Origin of the sequence: Myxococcus llanfairpwllgwyngyllgogerychwyrndrobwllllantysiliogogogochensis, assembly GCF_006636215.1 — a bacterium.
Lineage (GTDB): Bacteria > Myxococcota > Myxococcia > Myxococcales > Myxococcaceae > Myxococcus > Myxococcus llanfairpwllgwyngyllgogerychwyrndrobwllllantysiliogogogochensis.
Genome location: NZ_VIFM01000122.1, coordinates 15,087 through 31,929, shown reverse-complemented (window position 1 = coordinate 31,929; position 16,843 = coordinate 15,087). Strand labels below are relative to the sequence as shown.

General features: G+C 69.9%; 17 protein-coding genes. 8 read left to right on the top strand and 9 right to left on the bottom strand.

Annotated features, from left to right (window positions below):
* Positions 1 to 268: 268 nt before the first annotated feature.
* The 3 genes from FJV41_RS26955 (at position 269) to FJV41_RS26945 (ending at position 1,771) form a co-directional block, all read left to right on the top strand.
* Positions 269 to 472, top strand: a complete 204-nt coding sequence (locus tag FJV41_RS26955) for a cold-shock protein (protein WP_015346287.1) — start codon at positions 269 to 271, stop codon at positions 470 to 472.
* A 107-nt stretch (positions 473 to 579) separates the two neighbouring features.
* Positions 580 to 1,146 (top strand): endonuclease dU, encoded by a 567-nt coding sequence (locus FJV41_RS26950; protein WP_141645433.1) that lies wholly within the window; start codon positions 580 to 582, stop codon positions 1,144 to 1,146.
* 205 nt (positions 1,147 to 1,351) lie between these two features.
* Positions 1,352 to 1,771 (top strand): hypothetical protein, encoded by a 420-nt coding sequence (locus FJV41_RS26945; RefSeq protein ID WP_141645432.1) that lies wholly within the window; start codon positions 1,352 to 1,354, stop codon positions 1,769 to 1,771.
* A gap of 140 nt (positions 1,772 to 1,911) precedes the next feature.
* On the opposite strand, the gene FJV41_RS26940 is transcribed toward FJV41_RS26945, so the two are convergent.
* The 3 genes from FJV41_RS26940 to FJV41_RS26930 form a co-directional block, all read right to left on the bottom strand.
* Positions 1,912 to 2,388 (bottom strand): NUDIX hydrolase, encoded by a 477-nt coding sequence (locus FJV41_RS26940; RefSeq protein WP_141645431.1) that lies wholly within the window; start codon positions 2,386 to 2,388, stop codon positions 1,912 to 1,914.
* An 80-nt stretch (positions 2,389 to 2,468) separates the two neighbouring features.
* Positions 2,469 to 2,954: a hypothetical protein gene (locus FJV41_RS26935; RefSeq protein ID WP_141645430.1), complete on the bottom strand. Its 486-nt coding sequence runs from the start codon at positions 2,952 to 2,954 to the stop codon at positions 2,469 to 2,471.
* Entirely contained in the window at positions 2,938 to 3,495 is a 558-nt protein-coding gene (locus FJV41_RS26930; RefSeq protein ID WP_141645429.1) for a DUF2378 family protein, read from the bottom strand. Before FJV41_RS26930 ends, FJV41_RS26935 begins: the two co-directional genes overlap by 17 nt.
* An 80-nt stretch (positions 3,496 to 3,575) precedes the next feature.
* Here FJV41_RS26930 and FJV41_RS26925 point away from each other — a divergent pair, with 80 nt between their 5' ends.
* The 3 genes from FJV41_RS26925 to FJV41_RS26915 all read left to right on the top strand — a co-directional run bounded on the left by FJV41_RS26925 (position 3,576) and on the right by FJV41_RS26915 (position 5,339).
* The gene (locus FJV41_RS26925) at positions 3,576 to 4,301 is read left to right on the top strand and encodes a hypothetical protein (RefSeq protein WP_246137435.1); all 726 of its coding nucleotides are present in this window, start codon (positions 3,576 to 3,578) and stop codon (positions 4,299 to 4,301) included.
* Between the two features lie 78 nt (positions 4,302 to 4,379).
* A complete protein-coding gene (locus tag FJV41_RS26920) occupies positions 4,380 to 4,835 on the top strand; it encodes a hypothetical protein (protein ID WP_141645427.1) in 456 nt (151 codons plus the stop codon).
* Positions 4,836 to 4,841: 6 nt separating this feature from the next.
* Positions 4,842 to 5,339 carry a hypothetical protein gene (locus tag FJV41_RS26915; protein WP_141645426.1) on the top strand — a complete coding sequence of 166 codons (498 nt, stop codon included), beginning with the start codon at positions 4,842 to 4,844 and terminating at the stop codon, positions 5,337 to 5,339.
* Positions 5,340 to 5,386: 47 nt separating this feature from the next.
* Here FJV41_RS26915 and FJV41_RS26910 read toward each other — a convergent pair whose 3' ends face one another.
* From FJV41_RS26910 to FJV41_RS26895, 4 genes are all read right to left on the bottom strand, one after another.
* Positions 5,387 to 8,500, bottom strand: a complete 3,114-nt coding sequence (locus FJV41_RS26910) for an efflux RND transporter permease subunit (RefSeq protein ID WP_141645425.1) — start codon at positions 8,498 to 8,500, stop codon at positions 5,387 to 5,389.
* A gap of 13 nt (positions 8,501 to 8,513) precedes the next feature.
* Positions 8,514 to 9,626, bottom strand: a complete 1,113-nt coding sequence (locus FJV41_RS26905; RefSeq protein WP_141645424.1) for an efflux RND transporter periplasmic adaptor subunit — start codon at positions 9,624 to 9,626, stop codon at positions 8,514 to 8,516.
* Positions 9,623 to 10,351 carry a TetR/AcrR family transcriptional regulator gene (locus FJV41_RS26900; protein WP_246137434.1) on the bottom strand — a complete coding sequence of 243 codons (729 nt, stop codon included), beginning with the start codon at positions 10,349 to 10,351 and terminating at the stop codon, positions 9,623 to 9,625. Before FJV41_RS26900 ends, FJV41_RS26905 begins: the two co-directional genes overlap by 4 nt.
* Before the next feature lie 133 nt (positions 10,352 to 10,484).
* Positions 10,485 to 11,183, bottom strand: a complete 699-nt coding sequence (locus FJV41_RS26895; RefSeq protein WP_141645422.1) for a DUF2293 domain-containing protein — start codon at positions 11,181 to 11,183, stop codon at positions 10,485 to 10,487.
* 112 nt (positions 11,184 to 11,295) lie between these two features.
* Here FJV41_RS26895 and rnz point away from each other — a divergent pair, with 112 nt between their 5' ends.
* Entirely contained in the window at positions 11,296 to 12,222 is a 927-nt protein-coding gene (gene rnz, locus FJV41_RS26890; RefSeq protein WP_141645421.1) for a ribonuclease Z, read from the top strand.
* 34 nt (positions 12,223 to 12,256) lie between these two features.
* Here the strand turns inward: rnz and FJV41_RS26885 are convergent, their stop codons facing one another.
* Positions 12,257 to 12,787: a hypothetical protein gene (locus FJV41_RS26885; RefSeq protein ID WP_141645420.1), complete on the bottom strand. Its 531-nt coding sequence runs from the start codon at positions 12,785 to 12,787 to the stop codon at positions 12,257 to 12,259.
* Between the two features lie 360 nt (positions 12,788 to 13,147).
* Between FJV41_RS26885 and FJV41_RS26880 the strand changes: the two genes are divergently transcribed.
* Positions 13,148 to 14,833, top strand: a complete 1,686-nt coding sequence (locus FJV41_RS26880) for an amidohydrolase (RefSeq protein WP_141645419.1) — start codon at positions 13,148 to 13,150, stop codon at positions 14,831 to 14,833.
* Positions 14,834 to 14,840: 7 nt separating this feature from the next.
* Here FJV41_RS26880 and FJV41_RS26875 read toward each other — a convergent pair whose 3' ends face one another.
* Positions 14,841 to 16,841, bottom strand: a complete 2,001-nt coding sequence (locus FJV41_RS26875) for a hypothetical protein (protein ID WP_141645418.1) — start codon at positions 16,839 to 16,841, stop codon at positions 14,841 to 14,843.
* Positions 16,842 to 16,843 lie beyond the last annotated feature (2 nt).

The following is a 16,843-nucleotide window of genomic DNA, read 5'->3' as shown; positions in this document are numbered from 1 at the left end:
CCGGGGGAAGGGTGGGATTCGGAGGGGTCGGCACGGCCATGGGACGCTCCTTTCCAAGGGAAGCCAGGGGCTTCCATGACGGTAGGCACGCATCCCCAGGCGCGCGGCGCCTGTCCATCCCCTGGAAGTAGGAGTGGCTGCTGGCAAGCGGCCAAGGGGGCTTCCACTCGGACGGTCGGCCCGGGCAAACTACGTCCCGCCTTACGGCCTCTAGTTTCTCAAAGGCCGATAACCGCGGCGCGCCGCACCACCCGAGAGAACGCGATACATGGCAACTGGTACCGTGAAGTGGTTCAACGATGCGAAGGGCTTTGGTTTCATCGTGCAGGACGGTGGCGGTGAGGACGTGTTCGTCCACCACACGGCCATCAACATGGATGGCTTCCGCACGCTGCAGGAAGGCCAGAAGGTGGAGTTCGAGGTCGGCCGCGGCCCCAAGGGCCTGCAGGCGCAGAACGTGCGCGCCGCCTGAAGCGTTCCGACACGGTGTTCCCTGAAGCCCGGCTTCCGCGTGCGCGGGGTCGGGCTTCTTCCTTTTGCTGTCCTCAAGTCCCGCGCGCTTTGCGAGGCTGCCAGGCCATGCGCCTGCCCCGCTTCCCCCGAGTCATCGGCTTCGACGATGCGCCCTTCGCTCGCCGCGCGGGCTCCGCGGTTCAGCTCGCGGGCGTGGTGTGCGCGGGCACGCGCTTCGAGGGGCTCGTCTGGGGACGCGTGCGGCGCGACGGCTGGAACGCCACGCGCGAGGTGTGCCGGCTCCTGGAAGGCGGCAAGTTCCTCCCGCAGCTGCACCTGGTACTGCTGGACGGAATCGCCTTCGGGGGCTTCAACGTCGTGGACCTGCCGGAGCTGGCGGCGCGCCTGGGCAAGCCCTGCGTGGCGGTGATGCGGCGGCCTCCGGACCTGGACGCGGTGGAGCGCGCGCTGCGGCGCCTGCCCCGGGCCGACGCGCGCTGGGCCCGGCTGCGACGTGCGGGCGACATCCATCAGGTGGGCGGCTTCACCTTCCAGGTGCGGGGCGCGGAGCCCTCCTTCGTCGCGGACGCGCTCGCGCTGGTGACGGACAAGGGCCGCGTCCCAGAGGCGCTGCGGCTGGCGCATCTCATCGGCTCGGCCGTCCTCACCGGTGAGAGCAGTCAGCGCGCCTGAGTCATCCCGGACTCGACTGCACATCCGGCGTGGAGCATTCGCGTTGGCGTGGAACGCGCTGTGGGGTGGCGGCAATGTTCCGGCGTACCGGGTCTGTCTCGACACAATTCCTTTCGACTATTCCAGGGCGGACAGAGTTGCTGGGGGTGGTTTCGAGCGGGCCCCGATGTTTGTTATTGTTTGCTCTCCCTAGGAGGGAGGGCCCATGTTCGAGGTCACCAACGATACGAACCGTCGCACGGTCACCGTTCGTCTGAAGGGCTTTGTCCGACCCAATGAGATGAAGGATTTCGCCACGGCCTATCGGGCCGCGACGGATGCGTATGCGGGAGGCCGGCACCTGGTGCTGGCGGATATGCGGGGGTTGAAGGCGCTGGAACCGGAGTCCGCCACGATTTTCGGAGAGGTGGTGGCCTACGGTCGTCAGCGAGGCTGTCTCATGTGCGCGCATGTGTCGGATTCCACCATCGCCCGGTTGCAGACGGCGCGAGTGGCTTCCGAGGCCGCGCCCAACGACGACATCACCGTGGATTGTGTGTCCCTGGAGGAGGCGGAGCGGCAGCTCACCAAGGCCCGCACCCGCCACTTCCTGGTGAACGAGCAGGCCGCCGCGCACGCTCGCTGACGTCTCGTTCTACCCGCGCGCGACCCCCTCCTCGACGCCTTGTCTTGTCGCGCGCGGTTGTCTTCACAGCCTGTTTCGACCGCGCGGCTCGCGCCGTCTGGCGATAGCCCTGCACCGGGACAACCGCTCACGGAGGTGACTCACTTCCGGCGCGGACGCGCATGCTCCAGGTATGCCCGCACCAGCGGGGAGACAGGAAGTCTCAAGGCGGTGTCCAGGTCGATGAACGCCGCCCAGGTGACCTCCCGGTCATCGATGGTGAGCGAGGGCTCGGAGTCCACGTCCAGCTCCAGGAAGCGGACATGGTCCTCCTTGTTCTCGGAGGTGCCCACGGTTTCGAAGGCGGGCCGCAGCGACGCGGGGTCCACGCGCACGCCCACTTCTTCGTGCAGCTCTCGGGCGCCGGCTTCGGCGGGGGACTCGTGCGCGTCCATGCCGCCGCCCGGCATGCTGAGCGGGTGCTTGTAGGAGTTCTGGAGGAGCAGCACGCGCCCCTCGTGCCAGACGCCCACGAAGACGCCCTGCGTCCGGGGGTGGCGCACGAGCCAGTACACCCGCGCCAGCGCGTACGCGCCCCGGTAGCCCGTGCGCGCGAGCGCATCCACCCAACGCTTCATCGACGGCTCCAGGTCCAGGGCATCTGGCTGTCATACCAGGAGCCGGTGTCCGCTCGCGGCCCCGGAGTGCGCGCGTCCACCTATCTTGCCCGCACCTCGGCGGGCACCTGGGGCAGCCAGCCCACTTCCAGCACGCCCCACAGGCCCAGGAGGATGGCCTCCGCGGCGTCGTGGCGCAGCGAGGTGGGCCTCGAGGCGTGGGACCAGTCGATGACCCTGCGGGCAAGGCCATCCGCAGCGTCCTTGGCCTGGCCTCCGCTGCGCTGCTCGCGTGCGTAGAGCAGCCGCTCTCGCCAGTCCTCGGCGGAGACGCGCAGCACGGGCAGCGCGCGGCGCAGGGCCTCTTTCTCCCAGACGTCGGCCACCGGCCCGCCACCTTCGAGCACCAGGAAGGCCAGGGGCCCGGTGCCCGCGAGCACGGAGGGCACGGCGCGCTTCAGCCGCGATTGGCTGCCGAAGTTCTGGGAGCGGTAGGTGCGCAGGCGGCCGTCGCGGCCGTAGAGGGCCAGGCCCGAGCGCAGCCCCAGATCCACCGCGAGCAGGCCCGGCTCAGGGGTCGAGCCCATCGCGCCAGGTGCAGCGGTAGGTGACGTCCTGGGCGGTGAAGTCGCGCACGGTGACGAGCGGCTGGACGGCGCCGGTGGCGCGCAGGCCCGCGCGCAGGGCGCCCTGGGTGAAGTAGCGGATGGGGCCCGCCTCGTTCATCCAGACGTCGACCTCCTGGGAGGTGACGTCGTCGACGCGGGCCTCGGTGTAGTTGTTGCCGGAGCGGAACATCTGCCGCGCCCGGCCCACGCCGCGTCGGGGGCCCAGCAGTTGGATGACGCTGAAGAGGGCGCGGCCCATGACTGTCTCACGGTAGCCGTCCACCATGCGCTCGCCGAGCAGGGCGTAGCCGACCTCGGGCGGCTCTTCGGGGTGCAGCTCGCGGGCGGTGACACGGACGGCGGAGCACCAGGTGTCGAAGCCGTAGGCGGGCTGGAGTTTGCCCTCCAGGTCCAGACCGACTTCCCGCAGCCGTTCCCTCAAGGCCGGCGTGACACGTCCCGCGAGCCCGCGAACGAAGAGGCCTTCGAAGGTGTGCTCGAAGACGAGCTTCTCCGGCATGTTCACCAGTGTACTCCGGTCCCATAAGCTGTGGCAGCGGGGTACGGAATTCCATGGGTTTACAACGAGAGCTGGCCGTCATGGCCATGAATGCAACGCCGTTGCCGGGCAAGACGAACTTCCTGGAGGAGGTGGGTATCGCGACGCCGGTGCCACGCATCCGGGGTTCGATAGGGGCGGTGGCGCGCGAGCCGTTCCTGGCGTTCGACAACAAGCGGCTGTTCGACTTGTTGGTGGCGTTCACCATCGCGGACTTCCCGGATGGCGCGGGGTGCTCGGACTACTTCAATCCGCACAGCCCCTGGTACAACGTCTTCTATGGCGCGTACGGGGTGCGTTCGTACAAGCGCGACGGCAATCCGTGGGGTTTCCGGAGTGACGGGCGGCCGGACGTGGAGGAGATGCTGGAGATTCCGCGGCTGGACTACAACTTCCTGACGGCGGGGGAGTTGGGGTGTCCGGCGTCGCGGATGTGCTTCGAGGTCCGCGAGGTGACGACGGGCCGGCAGGGTGCGTGGCACAGCGCGGACGTGGCCTGTGTGATTCCCAGCGGGCTGCACCGCACGGAGGACGCGGACGCGCCGGACCTGAGCTACTACGCGGTGTTCGGCATGCCGGAGGAGGACTACCTCGCGGGCGGCCGGGAGAGCTACGAGCCGGTGGCCATGCGAGGCCGCATGTACTGGCGCCCGGTGGCCGACCGGCTCACGCTCGTCTGGGGTGGACTGTGCCCGGACACCCCTGAAGGCCAGAGCCTCATGCACGGCATCATCGACGCGATGACACCCGTGTACACGGGCGGCTGAGGTTTCGAGCGCTCACGAGCAGACAGGTGTCGGCCCATAACCTGGGCCGCACCGAAGCCTGTAGGTACCCTCGTCCGCATGACTTCGCGGGCACAAAGAAAGAGCTGGGCTCTCGCGCTCGTCCTCATCGGATGCGGCCTGCTCTCCTGCGCTCACGTCGATGAGGGCAGCGGTGGCGGCTTCGGCCGCAACAGCGCGGAAGCGCGAATCACCCACCTGATTTCGGATGGCCAGTTCGCGCAAGCCGAAGCGCTCGTGGCCGAGTCCACCTCGTCGGGACTCATTGAGCAGTCCGCGGCGACGGCATTTCGCCGACAGATTGCCGACCTCTCCATGAAGCTGGGAGAGATACCTGCCCGGCTGCAGCGCGTGCCGAGCTTCCCTTCCCGGCTCAAGGACTTCACGCGGCATGAACTCCAGAAGATGTATGACGCGGAGAACTTCAGCATCGGAACGAAGAAGGAGCTTCAGACCGCGCTGAAGCTCTTGAAAGATGTGGCGAAGGACAACTCCCGACTGCTTCAGAAGCTGTGAGCCCTCATGCACCCGAGCCCCCACGAACTGCTGGAGCTACTGTCGGAGGCGAAGCGCCTGGAATGGGGCAGCGAGGAGCAATTGCGACTGCTCGAACGCTTGCGAACCCAATGCCCCGCCCATGTGCCAGGGCTGCTGCTCTCCAGCCGGGCTCTGCTCTGGGGGAAGGAAGACCTCGCGGACCCCGCCACCTTCTTCGCGGAGGTCGAGCAGTTGCTCCTGGGCGCCGTCGACGCCTCGGACAGAACGCCTGAGGCGCTCATCGGACTGGCCCGCTTCAAGAGCGTCGTCCGCGACGCACCCCTGGAGGCGGAGGCCCTCTACCGAGAGGCAGCCACCCGGGCGTTGAACGTCCTCGAAGAAGCCTGGGCCGGCCTCATCGAGTCCCTTGGGGAGCAGGGGAAGACCGAGGGCGCCGCGACCACGGCCACCCTCGCCCGTACGCTGTTCCCTGACTCCAGCGCGCTCGCCGAGGCGCGCAAGTTCGCGGGCCTCAAGGACTGAGCCGGACACCGGGCCCGAGACACCCACGCTCGGGCCCGGCGCTGTCGTCACGCGGCCGGGCTGGGCCCGGGTGACACGGGGGCCTCTTCGGGCACGGGCGCCTCCGCCTTCGTCGTCCTCCAGAAGCCGACCTTCTCCATCGCCGCGAACACCACCGGCACCACCAGCAGCGTCAGGAACGTCGAGGTGATGACGCCACCAATCACCGAGATGGCCATCGGCGCGCGGAACTCCGAGCCTGTCCCCGAGCCCACCGCCGTCGGCACCATGCCAATCGCCATCGCCGCGCTCGTCATCAGAATCGGACGAAGCCGCCGGGGACCCGCCTTCATCAGCGCCACGTCCACCGAATCCCCCTCACGCAGGTGCTGCAACGCACCGTCGATGAGCAGAATCGCGTTCTTCGTCACCAATCCCATCAACAGGATGACGCCAATCATCGCGCCCATCGACAGGTGGTAACCCGTCACCACCAACCCCAGCAGCGCGCCCACCAGCGCCAACGGCAGCGACGCCATGATGGTGAAGGGGTGCTTGAAGGACTCGAACTGGCTCGCCAGCACCATGTAGATGAAGACGAACGCCAGACCGAACGCCAGGCTGAAGGCCTCGTTCTGCTCATCCAGGCTCTTCATCTGCCCGTCATAGACAATGGCATAGCCGGGAGGCAGCGGCGCCACCGCCACCTGCTCCCTCAACGCCTTCGCGATGTCGCCGAGCGCCGCGCCCTTCGCGAGCTGCGAGTACACGGCAATCTGCCGCTCCCGGTTCTCGTGCTCGATGACGCTCGGCCCGTCCCGCAGCTCCACCTGCGCCAGGTCCGACACCGGCCTCAACCCGCGCGGCGTGTACACCTCCAGCTGCCGCACCCGCTCCGGCGTGCTCCTGTCCCGCTCCGCCAACCGCACGCGGATGTCCGTCTCGTTCGTCCCCTCGCGCAGCTTCGCCACCACGTCGCCGCTGATGGCCAGCCGCAGCTGCGTCGCCAGCCCCGCCGCGTTGATGTCCGCGTCGCTCGCGCGCGCCCGGTCGATGCGCACCTGGAGCTCCGGCTTCGGCGGGTTCGCCTCCACCCGCACGTCCTCCGTACCCTTCAGCCCGCGAAGGATGCCCGCGACGCGCTCCGCCTCCTGATTGACGCGCGACAGGTCCGGCCCGGTGATGCGCACCATGATGGGGTAGTAATCGCCCAGGCCCTCAATCGTCGGCGGGTCGCTCAGGTTCACCCGCGTCGCCACCAGCGGCGTCAACAGCGCGCGCGCCTCGTCCTTCAGCACCGGGATGCCCTTGGTGCGCTGCCCCTTGCCCACCGTCAGCACGCGCATGCGCGCCTTGTTCACATCGCCGTTGGTGCCGACGATGGAATAGATGGCCGTGACTTCCGGCAACTTGCGCAGAAACGCCTCCGCCTCCGCCGTGCGCGCCTCCGTCTCCGACAGGCTCGCGGAGTCCGGCAGTTGCAGATCCACCAGGAACTGCGAGCGGTCCTCCGGCGAGATGAACTCCGCGCCCAGCCGGCTCGCCGCTCCGAAGGACAGCACCAGCACCACCACCGTGATTCCCGCCGTCGCCCACTTGTGCGCCAGCACCCAGCCCAGGATGCGCGCGTAGACGCGCTCCGTGCCGTCCAGGAAGCGCCGCAACCCCGACGCCACCGCGTTCTCCTTGTGGACCTCTCCTGGCACCCGCTTCTTCGCCAGCCGCGCCGACAACATCGGGTCCAGCGTGAAGGAGATGAACAGCGAGACGAGCACCGCCGCGGAGATGGTGATGCCGAACTGCTTGAAGAACTGCCCCACGATTCCGGGCATGAAGGCCACCGGCACGAACACCGCCACCAGCGACAGCGTCGTCGCCAGCACCGCGAGCCCCACGTCGTTGGTGCCGTTGGCCGCCGCGCTCATCGGGTCTTCGCCCTTCTCCAGCCGGTGCGTAATCGCCTCGCGCACCACCACCGCGTCGTCGATGAGCAGACCGATGGCCAGGGACAACCCCAGGAGCGTCATCTGGTTCAGCGTGTAGTCCAACAGATACATCACGAAGAACGTGCCGATGACGGACGTGGGCAGCGCCAGCGAGGAGATGAACGTGCCGCGCCCGTCCAACAGGAACATCAGGATGATGAGCACCGCCATCGCCCCGCCAAAGACGAGCGCAATCCACACCTCGTGCGCGTTCTCCCGGATGAGCTCCGACTGGTCGATGAGCAGCGTGGCCGTGAAGCCCTGCCCCACCTCCGGCGCCATGTCCCTGAGCACCTGCTTCACCGCGTCGCTCACCGCCACCGTGTTCGAGCCCGGCTGCTTCACCACCTCCAAGATGACCGCGTCCTGGCTGTTGAGCCGCGCCACCGTGCGCCGCTCCGCCACGCCGTCCGTCACCGTGGCGATTTCATCCAGCCGCACCTGCGAACCCGTCCGGCTGCGCGCCACGGGCAACGCCCGAATCTCGTCCACGTCGCGGAACTGCCCCAGCGAGCGAACCGTCAGCTCGCTCGCGCCCAGCGCCAGTCGCCCCGCCGGCAGGTCCAGGTTCTCCGCGCCCACGCGCTGAGCGATGTCCAGCGGCGACACCCCCGCCGAGCGCGCCTTGTCCAGGTCCACGTCGATTTGAATCTCGCGCGTGTCGCCACCGGTGATGCGCACCTCGGCCGCGCCTTCGAGCTGCGCGAGCGCGGGCTTGATTCGGTCGTCGATGAGCCGGCGCAGCGACTGCGACGGCATGTCCGCCGACACGGCGTATGTGAGGATGGGCGTCGCGGAGAGGTCCACGCGGCCCACCACCGGCGCGTCCGCCGTCTGCGGCAGCTTGTTCGCGATGCCGGCAATCTTGTCGCGCACCTCCTGCACCGCGCGGTCCACGTTGGTGGACAGGGTGAACTGCACCACCACCGTGCCCAGGTTCTCCCGGCTCCAGGAGTGAATCTTGTCCACGCCGCTGATGCCCGCGACGGCGTCTTCCACGGGCTTGACGACCTGGGTCTCGATTTCACCCGGACCCGCGCCCTTGTAGACGGTGGTGACGACGACGACGGGGAAGGACACGTCCGGATACAGGTCCGTGCCCAGGCGCCCCAGGCCCATCAGTCCGAGGACGATGAGGCAGAGCGACAACATGGCCGTGAACACCGGCCGGCGAATGGAGACGTCGCTGAGGAACATGGACGGCCTCCCCTTACTTCACGGTGACGCGCGAGCCCTGTGACAGGCCCGGCGTGGGGTGGTCGATGACGGACTCGAGCGGCGAGCGGGCCAGCACCACTACTTCGCGCTCACGCCGCTCCAACACCTGCACGTCCACACGGCTCACCTCGCCGCCGCTCCCCACCACGAAGACATGGTCCCCGTTGGAGGACGACAGCGCCGTGCCCGGCAACACCCGCGCGTCCTGGTCCTCGCCCAACAGCAGCACCGCGCGCGCCAGCGTGTGCGCCACGAAGCGGCCATCCGCGTTGGGCACCGACAGCTCCACCGGCACCCGGCGCGTGGCCGGGTCCGCGGAAGGGAGGATGGTGCGCACCGTCGCGTCCTCGGTGAACACCCCCGCGCTCCCAATCGACTCCACCCGCACCTTCGCGCCGGGCTTCAGCCGCGAGCGCAGCGACTCCGACACCGTCGTCTTGAGCAGCAGCGTGTCCAGGTTCTCCAGATTGAACAGCGGCGTGCCCGGCCCCACCGTGGCGCCGGTCTGCTCGGGCGCGTCGATGAGCGTGCCCGAGAAGGGCGCGCGCAGGTCATGACGCCGCCGCGCCGCTCGCGCCTGCGCCAGCTGTGCCTGCGCCGCCAGCAACTGCGCCCGAGCCTGCGCCGCCGTCGCGGAGGTGGAGCGGTTCTGCAAGTCGCTCACCCCGCCTTCCTTCTGGAGCGCCTCGTTGCGAGAGGCCACGTCGGACGCCATCGTCGAACCGGCCTCCGCGGCGGCCACCGCCGCCTGCGCCTGCGCCACCTGCGCGTCGACGATTTCCACGTCGAGCTGCCCCAGCACGTCGCCCTTCTTCACCGCCGCGCCCTTGCCCAGCTTCACGGCGGCGAGTCGGCCCCCCACCTCGAAGCCCACCTGGAGCGCCTGCGCGGGGAACAGCGTGCCCGTCACCTCTTCGCGGGGCGCGGCTCGCACCGTGCGCGTGGCGACCAGCTTCACCGTGGGCGCGGCCGCGTCCGTCTTCGCGACAGCGGCCGGAGTGGAAGAAGCATCCGCCTTGCTACAAGCGGGCAACGACAGCGCCGTGACGACGACACCCAACGCCGCGAGCGCGCGCGGGGCGGAAGGTTTCCAGGTGGGGTTCACGGGCGTTTCCTCGGGGTGTGGCGGGTCTTCGCGCGGGCGGGAGGCCGGCGCTGGGAAGTCGTGGGGCGCTTGGCCCGGGAGACAACAGGCTCGGACACGGGCACGGGCGCATCGAAGCGGGGCAGCGTGCCGCCCTCGCACAGGCGCTGGAGCGTGTACGCCCAGGCGGACAGGTCCGGCTTCTCCGGCAGGTGCACCATGCGCTGGGACAGGAGCACGTACGCGCCGACGATGACGGAGGCGAACAGCTTCGCGTCCATCTCCTGGTCCGCCGCGCCCGCCTCCTGCAACCGCCGGAAGTCTCCCGCCACGCGCTCCACCTGCGCGTCCGTCATGCGCCACAGGAGCGACTCGAAGGGCGTGCCCTGACTGCCGCTGAGGAGCACCGAGACGACGTCCCGGTAGGACCACATCAGCTCGAGCGACTCCAAATCGAACGCCGCCTCCAGCTCGCAGAACTGTTGATAACGCGCGCTGCGCTCCAGCCTGTCGCGCGGCCCCATCACACCCTGCTCACGGAAGTGGCGCTCCACCTCCGCCATCCGCCGCGTGTTCACCTCGGTCAGGTGTGACTCGAACAGGGCCAGCACCTCCGCGAACAGCGCCTCCTTCGAGGGGAAGTGCAGATAGAAGGCGCCCTTGGAGAGCCCACACGCGGCGGTGATGTCCTCGATTCGCGCCCCGCGCAGCCCCTTGCGGGCAAGCTCCGCTCGGGCCGCGGTCATCAGGGCTTCCCTCGCATGAGGGTCAGCGGGTCTCGGCATGGCGGACCCGTTACTAACCCGGCGGTCATTAATGGCGCAACTTGACTGAACGGCGGGTCAGAAACCCGTCGGTATTCCAGCCCCAGCGCCCGGGTCAGCCCTGCCGCGCACCACCACCCACATTCATCAGGGCGGTGCAGAGCGGACACGCCGTGGGCCCGTGGGGCACGTCACGGCGGTGCAGGTCCAGGACGGCGCGGGAGATTTCCGCCAGCTCGCGCCGCACCTCGCGCCGCGCGCCCTTCACGCGGGCAATCTTCAGGTTGTCGTAGCTGGTCGTCTGGTGCCGCATCCACGCGATGACGGCGGCCTCCGCGCGGCGCTCCACGGGGATGCGCTCCGTGCGGGCCACGGTGCCGCTGCCCACGGGCGTGGCATGCGCGGCGACGAGCACGGCCAGGCGCTTCGCATGGGGCAGCCACGCGGGAGAGAAGGCGAGGAAGCGCAGCACGGCGTTGGCGAAGTCGACCTCGTACTGCTCCTGCTCGCGGGCGCGGCGCTCGCGGCCGGCGGCCAGCTTCTTCGCGTAGGCGGGCGTGGCGCGCTCGGAGTCCAGCGCGGCGCGGGCCTGGTGGATGTGGGGTTCGGGGGCCCACACGCCCCGGGAGAAGAGCTTGCGGCCCACCTTCTCCACCACCGTCCAGGTGGGGCCGGCGGCCTTCACACGGCGGGTGAGGCCGGCGTCACCGGGGGGCAGCAGGGCCCAGCCCTCCGGAACGGTGAGCACGCGTCCATCCGGAGCGCGCACGCGGCGAGGGTCGGGGGTGGGAGCGAACGTCAGGGATTCAGGCATGGCGGTGTCTGGGAGCGCGGCCTCATAGCACGGGAGGGTCCAAACCCTGCTAAATGGCGCCTCGCGCCGTGGGTGTGGCGCGGGAGACTCTCTTCGCGTGGGAAGTGCCGGCATGTCCCTCCTCAAGCTCACGTTCCTCGGCACCTCCGCCGCGCAGCCCACGCTTCACCGCAACCTCTCCGGGCTCGCGGTGAAGGCGGACACGGACCTGCTCCTGTTCGACTGCGGCGAGGGCAGCCAGCGGCAGATGGTGCGCTTTGGCACCGGCTTCACGGTGGACGCGGTCTTCTTCACGCACTTCCACGCCGACCACTACCTGGGAATCATCGGCTTCCTGCGCACGCTGGGGATGATGGGGCGCGAGCACGCCATCCACCTGTACGGCCCGCCCCCCGCGCGGCGCCTCCTGCACCAGGCGGTGCACCTGGGCGTGGAGGCCATGTCCTTCCCCATCGAAATCCACGAGGTGAAGGACGGCGACGTCATCCGCCGCGACGGCTACGCGCTGCACGTGGTGGGCGTGGACCACCGCATCAACGCACTGGCGTACGCGCTGGTGGAGGATGGCCGGCCGGGGCGCTTCAACGTGGAGAAGGCGCGCGAGTTGGGCGTGCCCCCGGGCCCCAGCTTCGGCAAGCTCCAGAAGGGCGAGGCCGTGACGCTGGAGGACGGGCGGACGGTGAAGCCGGAGGACGTGCTGGGCCCGCCGCGCGCCGGACGCCGGGTGGTCATCTCCGGAGACACCCGGCCGTGCGCCGCCGTGGTGAACGCGTCGAAGGACGCCGACCTGCTCATCCACGAGTCCACCTTCTCCGATGACGAGCAGGAGCGGGCCCAGGAGACGCATCACTCCACGGCCCGGGAGGCGGCCTGGGTGGCGCGCGAGGCGGGAGCGCGGCGACTGATTCTCACCCACCTGTCCAGCCGCCACGACACGGACCCCGCGAAGCTCCTCAACCAGGCGCGGGAGGAGTTCAAGGGGCCCCTGGAAGTGGCGTACGACGGCCTCACCCTGGAGCTGCCGCTGCGCGACGAGTAGCGCGCGTCAGCGGCGGCTCCTGTCGGGGATAGCGTTACTGGACCTTGTCTGCTTCGGCGCGCAGCGCGGCGGCGGACTCGGCGTCCACCTTCTGCAGCAGCTCCCACTCCATCTCCGCGTCGCGGTTGATGTTGCCGCCGTCGGCGCGGACGCCCGGGTCATTCAGCTCCTGGGAACGGCCTCCGGAGCTGGCGCTCTTGGTCTCCGTGGCCAGTTGCTTGTGGAACTCGATGGCGCACTGGCCGGGGCCACGCTCGGTCCCCTTGACGTGGTAGCGCACCTGCGTGGTGCCCAGCGACGAGGGGGCGCCGTGCATCAGCCACTCAGACGTCGCCTCGAAGCCCTGCGCGCCCACGCGCAGCGAGTAGCCCTTCTCCTTGAGGAGGGCCAGCGCCTGAGGCCACACCTCGGCCATGGGCTTGCGGTACACGTGGGTCCGCGTCTTGTCGTGCAGGAAGGCTTCGCGGCGGCGGCCGGCGCAACCCGCGGCGGTGGTCAGACAGAGGGCGGCGACGACCAGCAGCGCGGTGGGCCCGAGCCGGGACTTGGACAGGTTCAGGTTCATGACGACTCCAGGGAACGTGAGACGCCGCAACATCCCTCACGCCCCGGCTCGTCGCCAAGTCCCCCTCTCTGACGTCAAGCCCCCCGGACAGGAAGCTTGCGTGGCGCAACCATCTTTTCGCCGCCTGCTCTCGCTCCGCGTGCGGTGCGACGGAGGGTGGGCGCGCCCGAGCCCGACACCTGGAGCAGTCGCCTGGTCCCTCCTGGAGTGAAGGGGCCGCCCGGAGCCAGTCGGTGGGATTCTCCGTGGGCCCGGGCCGCGGCGCGTCACGCGCCGGATGCTGGCCCGTGCGGTGCGGGTGCGCCAGAGTGTCGCGCCCGTCCCACGCTCGGGGCGGTCTCCCAGGCAGGTGCGCGAAAGATGCTGCGACGACTCGGCGGACTCCTCGGTGCGGTGGTCCTTCTCTCGGCCTCGAGCGGCTGCACGCGCAACACGCCGGGTGCGGAAGCCACGGGCACGTCGGTGTACGTGGCGCGGCGCATCCGCACCCTGGACGCGGCGCGGCCGGTGGTGGAGGCGCTCGCGGTGCGCGAGGGCAAGGTGCTGGCCACGGGCACGCGGGATGAGGTGCTCGCCGCGGCGGGCGCGGGCGCGCGCGTGGTGGACCTGGGTGAGGCCACGGTGGTGCCGGGCCTGACGGACTCACACGGCCACCTGTCCGCGTTGGGCCAGTGGGAGGCGACGGTGAGCCTGCTGGGCGCGACGTCCAAGGCGGAGGCCCTGGCGCGCGTCGCCTCGGCGCCGAGCACTTCGTTCCAGGGCGAGTGGCTCGTCGGCCAGGGATGGGACCAGAACGACTGGACAGAGAAGGCGTTCCCCACGCGGCAGGATTTGGATGCGAAGCACCCCGACGTGCCGGTGATGCTGGCGCGCATCGACGGACACGCGGCGTGGGTCAACAGCGAGGCGTTGCGGCGCGCGGGCGTCACCCGCGACACGAAGGACCCGGAGGGCGGACGGATTCTGCGCGGCGCGGACGGTGAGGCCACCGGCATCCTCGTGGACAACGCCATGGGCCTTGTCTACGCCGTGCTGCCCTCGCTCACGGAGGCGGAGCTGGCCGCGCAGCTCACCGCGGCGCTCTCCCGGGCCGCGCGAGCGGGCCTCACGGGGGTCCACGACGCGGGCATGGACCTGCGCACCTTCCGCCTGCTCCAGCGCTGGGACAAGGAGCGCAAGCTGCCCCTGCGCGTCTACGCCATGGCGGACGGGCAGTCCGCGGACCGCGAGACGTACCTGCGCGAGGGCCCCTACCAGGGCGAGCGCCTCACGCTGCGCGCGGTGAAGCTCGTCCTGGACGGCGCGCTGGGCAGCCGTGGCGCGGCGCTGCACCAGGACTACAGCGACGAGCCCGGGCACCGGGGACTCCTGATGATGACGCCGGAGGAGTACGAGCGGCGCGTGAGGTCCTTCATGGCGGGCGGCTTCCAGGTGTGCACGCATGCGATTGGAGACCGCGCCAACACGCTGGTGCTGGACACGCTGTTGCGCGCGGCCGAGGCCACGGGCACGCGCGACGGTCGCCATCGCGTGGAGCACGCGCAGGTGATGCGCCCGGAGGACATCGACCGGCTGGGGCGCGGCGGCTTCCTGGCCAGCGTGCAGCCCACGCACGCCACCAGCGACATGCCCTGGGCGGAGGCCCGCGTGGGCGCCGAGCGGATTCGAGGCGCCTACGCGTGGCAGCGCCTGAAGGCCTCCGGCGCGGTGCTGGCGCTGGGCAGTGACTTCCCGGTGGAGCGGCCGGAGGTGCTCGCGGGTCTCTACGCGGCGCGCACGCGGCAGGACGCGCGCGGCACGCCCGAGGGCGGCTGGTACGCGGACCAGCGGCTGAGCGGCGAGGAGGCCCTGGAGGGCTTCACCGTGGGCGCGGCCTACGCCTCCTTCGCGGAGGCGCGGCGGGGACGGCTGCAGCCCGGCATGGACGCGGACTTCGTCGCGCTGTCGGTGGACCCGGTGGACGCGCCCGTCGCCGAGCTGCCAGGCGCCCAGGTGCGCCTGACCGTCGTGGGCGGCGACGAAGTCTATCGCGCGGCGGAGAAGTGAGCCCCGCCTAGAAGGCCGCCTCCGAGCTGAGCGACTGGACGCGGCGGTTGAGCTCTTCCTGAGCCGCCTGCCGCTCCTTCGCCAGTCGCTCCAGCTCGCGGGTGATGGCCTCGAGCCGGTCCTCCTGCTCGTTGAGCTTGGCCACGAAGCGCTCGGCCAGCTCGCGCTGGGACACGCCGCTCTTGAGCGACTCGATGTTGGCGCGGATGCGCTCCTGGTCCTTGAAGAGCTGGGCGCGCTCCGCGGTGAGCTGCTGCTCGTCGCGCGTCAGCGCCGCCACGCGCTCGCGGATGGCAATCACCTCGCGCAGCGCGTCCGCCATCTTCGCGTCCACGTAGCGCTGCGACAGGAAGAAGGCCACCTCGTCCGGCCCCGCGCTGGAGATGGAGTACTGCCGGTGGCCGCGCGTGCGCTCGGACACCACCAGTTCGTCCTGTGAGCCCGGCGCCAGGTCCCGCTTGAAGCGCCAGAAGCCGTCCGTCGTCTCCGCGGGCGCGGGCATGTCCTTCTCCAACTCCCAGCCCGAGCGCGGGTGCTCCACGAAGAGGACCTGCGGCCGCTGCGCCTTGTTGCGCACCAGGTACTTCGTGCGCCGCACGTGGAAGTACTCCACCACCAGCGAGCCCCGGCTCACCACCGCGCGGAACACCGGCCCGTCCTCCGTGCGGTCCTCCACGGAGACGACGCAGCCCAGCTCCACCGCGTACGGCACGAAGCGCGTGTCCTGCGGCTTCATGGTGTCGAGCATCGCCTCGCCCACGTACCGCTCGTCCTCGGTCACCGTCACCGGCCCGCCCTCCAGCGTCAGGCCCGTGGTGTTCTTCAGCTCGATGCAGGCCATGGGGTTCTTCTCGCGCGTCGTGCGGTTGTAGAGGAGCACCCGGCGACCCTCGAAGGGCTTGTGGAGGATGGGCACCAGCGCGCTCTGGTTGCGGTGCACCGTCACCGGGCGGTCCACGCCGTACTCGAAGAGGTCCCCCACCTCCTTCGTCAGCGTCGTCACCGGGTTGCTCTGCTCCAGCACCTCGCGCAGCCGGGGGCCACCACCGCCGCCCGGGCCTCCCACGAAGCTCGCCTCCTTGCGCATCATCTTCTTGGAGCGGCCCGGGGCGGCGGCGGGCGCGGCCATCATCGGCATGGCCTCGCTCTCCATCATGTCCATCGAGCCGCCGAAGCTCTCCTCGGGAATCACCGGCGCGGCGGCGGCCTCCGTCTGCACCTCCACCACCGGCCGCTTCATGTAGCGGGGGTTGTAGAGGTCGTGCACGAAGGACACCGGCAGGCCCGCGACGAGCGCCAGCGACACGTCCACCCAGTCCTCGTCCCCGGTGTTGTCCACCAGCGCCCAGCCCTGGAGCAGCGGCGGCTCGCCCTCGTCCAGGAGGATGCGGTAGCTGGTCTTCCACACCGGCGCTTCCAGCACGTAGCTGACGAAGACCTCCCGCTCACCCTCGCCGGAGGTGAGGATGGACATGCGCTTGCTGTCCTTCTTGTACGAGGACAACACCGTGGCCAGGTAGAACTCCAAATCCTTGCGCACCGCCTCGTCGAGGAACTCCAGCTCCGCGATGTCGAGCACGTCGAACGTGCGCAGCGAGCCACCCACCAGCAGCGTGAGGAAGGGCCGCACGACGCTCGTCTCCCCGGCCGCCACCGCGAGCGACTCCAGGCCGATGATGGCGCCCTCCACCTGGCCGCCCCCGACGCGCGCCCGCACGCGCGCGCCCTTGATTTGACCGAGCAGCGCCGTGAGACTGCCGTCCTCCGGAATCCGGATGGTGGCCTCCGAGAGCAGTTGCTCCAGCGGCTTGGTGGAGTCGTAGCTCACCGCGGACACCGAGCCGCCCGACAAGTCCAACACCGTCAGCGACTTCAGCACGTCGTTCATGTCGCGCGCCTTGAAGTCCAGGTGCAGCGTGTCGCTGCCCGTCACTCCGCCCCGGCGCTCGAAGTAGCCGACGCCATGCTTGTAGAGGACGACACGACGGATGGGCAGGTTCGTGGCCATGA

Excerpts from the sequence above, each read along its gene's own strand:
- FJV41_RS26895 (WP_141645422.1), bottom strand. The coding sequence starts at position 11,183 with ATGCCTGAATCCCTGACGTTCGCTCCCACCCCCGACCCTCGCCGCGTG.
- FJV41_RS26920 (WP_141645427.1), top strand. The coding sequence starts at position 4,380 with ATGACTTCGCGGGCACAAAGAAAGAGCTGGGCTCTCGCGCTCGTCCTC.
- FJV41_RS26910 (WP_141645425.1), bottom strand. The coding sequence starts at position 8,500 with ATGTTCCTCAGCGACGTCTCCATTCGCCGGCCGGTGTTCACGGCCATG.
- FJV41_RS26930 (WP_141645429.1), bottom strand. The coding sequence starts at position 3,495 with ATGCCGGAGAAGCTCGTCTTCGAGCACACCTTCGAAGGCCTCTTCGTT.
- FJV41_RS26950 (WP_141645433.1), top strand. The coding sequence starts at position 580 with ATGCGCCTGCCCCGCTTCCCCCGAGTCATCGGCTTCGACGATGCGCCC.
- FJV41_RS26875 (WP_141645418.1), bottom strand. The coding sequence starts at position 16,841 with ATGGCCACGAACCTGCCCATCCGTCGTGTCGTCCTCTACAAGCATGGC.
- FJV41_RS26945 (WP_141645432.1), top strand. The coding sequence starts at position 1,352 with ATGTTCGAGGTCACCAACGATACGAACCGTCGCACGGTCACCGTTCGT.
- FJV41_RS26955 (WP_015346287.1), top strand. The coding sequence starts at position 269 with ATGGCAACTGGTACCGTGAAGTGGTTCAACGATGCGAAGGGCTTTGGT.
- rnz (WP_141645421.1), top strand. The coding sequence starts at position 11,296 with ATGTCCCTCCTCAAGCTCACGTTCCTCGGCACCTCCGCCGCGCAGCCC.
- FJV41_RS26900 (WP_246137434.1), bottom strand. The coding sequence starts at position 10,351 with ATGACCGCGGCCCGAGCGGAGCTTGCCCGCAAGGGGCTGCGCGGGGCG.
- FJV41_RS26885 (WP_141645420.1), bottom strand. The coding sequence starts at position 12,787 with ATGAACCTGAACCTGTCCAAGTCCCGGCTCGGGCCCACCGCGCTGCTG.
- FJV41_RS26925 (WP_246137435.1), top strand. The coding sequence starts at position 3,576 with ATGGCCATGAATGCAACGCCGTTGCCGGGCAAGACGAACTTCCTGGAG.
- FJV41_RS26940 (WP_141645431.1), bottom strand. The coding sequence starts at position 2,388 with ATGAAGCGTTGGGTGGATGCGCTCGCGCGCACGGGCTACCGGGGCGCG.
- FJV41_RS26935 (WP_141645430.1), bottom strand. The coding sequence starts at position 2,954 with ATGGGCTCGACCCCTGAGCCGGGCCTGCTCGCGGTGGATCTGGGGCTG.
- FJV41_RS26880 (WP_141645419.1), top strand. The coding sequence starts at position 13,148 with ATGCTGCGACGACTCGGCGGACTCCTCGGTGCGGTGGTCCTTCTCTCG.
- FJV41_RS26915 (WP_141645426.1), top strand. The coding sequence starts at position 4,842 with ATGCACCCGAGCCCCCACGAACTGCTGGAGCTACTGTCGGAGGCGAAG.